General features: G+C 36.0%; 1 protein-coding gene. It reads right to left on the bottom strand.

Annotated features, from left to right (window positions below):
• On the bottom strand, positions 1-975 hold a 975-nt coding region (locus tag ACRCJ0_RS15200), incomplete at its 3' end, for a glycosyltransferase family 4 protein (protein ID WP_431391045.1).
• Positions 976-1,012 lie beyond the last annotated feature (37 nt).

Genomic DNA, 1,012 nt, shown 5'->3' with positions numbered 1-1,012 from the left:
AGGATAGTACTTTTTGATGTAGTGGATAGCGTCTTTAAAGGTAGTAACATCAAATCGATCTACCGAAACACCAACTCTATTATTGGGGAAGAAACCATCAAATCCTTCGCCTTTTGTATAAATTACTGGTAAAGCTTGGCTCATTGCTTCAACATAAACTAATCCAAAGGTTTCTGGAGAAGATAGCAGGGCAAATATATCTGCTGTTCGGTAAAAGGCAATTAATTGATTTTTATCCATTGGCTCGTGGTAATTCACGTATGGTTTTTTTATTAATTCATCAAAAATACCCTGGTCCCAATTAGGACCGATAATATGTAATTCAGCTGGCGCTTCATCCTGGTTATAGGCAGCGACATAGTCTGCTAAAGTCAGTAGGTTTTTAGCCTTTTGAACTTTTGCGGTCGCAACAATTTTTAAAGGCTCATTTAAAGTCCCTTGGCGATTTTCAAAGGCATGTTCATGCCAGAACTGGTCGATACCGTTTGGCAAGACTAAAGTCTTTGCTAATAACTCCTTTTTAATTGATGTAGGAATATATTTTTCAAAGGTATTCTCAAAATTATTTTGTGAGATAAAGATAATTTGACTGGCATTCTTCAAAATATTTAAACCAATAGGTCTTAACCAAAATGCTTTTTTAAAGAAATCAGCTACTTCATTGCTTCTAACTGCTACAACGTAAGGTGTCCCATACTCTTTATGAATTTGGTAAGCCATATATCCGTTGGTAAATAGGGAATGTGCGTGAATTAAGTCGTATTCGCCAGTTTTATAGCGGCTTTTTAAATCTCGATAGATTTTATTTTGCTTATAGAAGTAGAAAAATCGTTCGATTTGGTTGAATACACGGACAGTTTGAGCATATGGCGCTCTAGAAGCAATCCGTTCTTCAGGATACTGGTTTGAAATAGGGACGTATACATCAATATCATGTCCGTCAGCTACTTGACGATCAAATAGTTGCTGAAACAAGGGTGATGTTGAATAGTAAGAACAAGTATGTAAGATT

The sequence above is a fragment of the Aerococcus sp. L_32 genome (genome assembly GCF_050689315.1).
The sequence above is the reverse complement of the archived record's forward strand: the minus strand, read 5'-3'. Positions and strand labels throughout refer to the sequence as shown.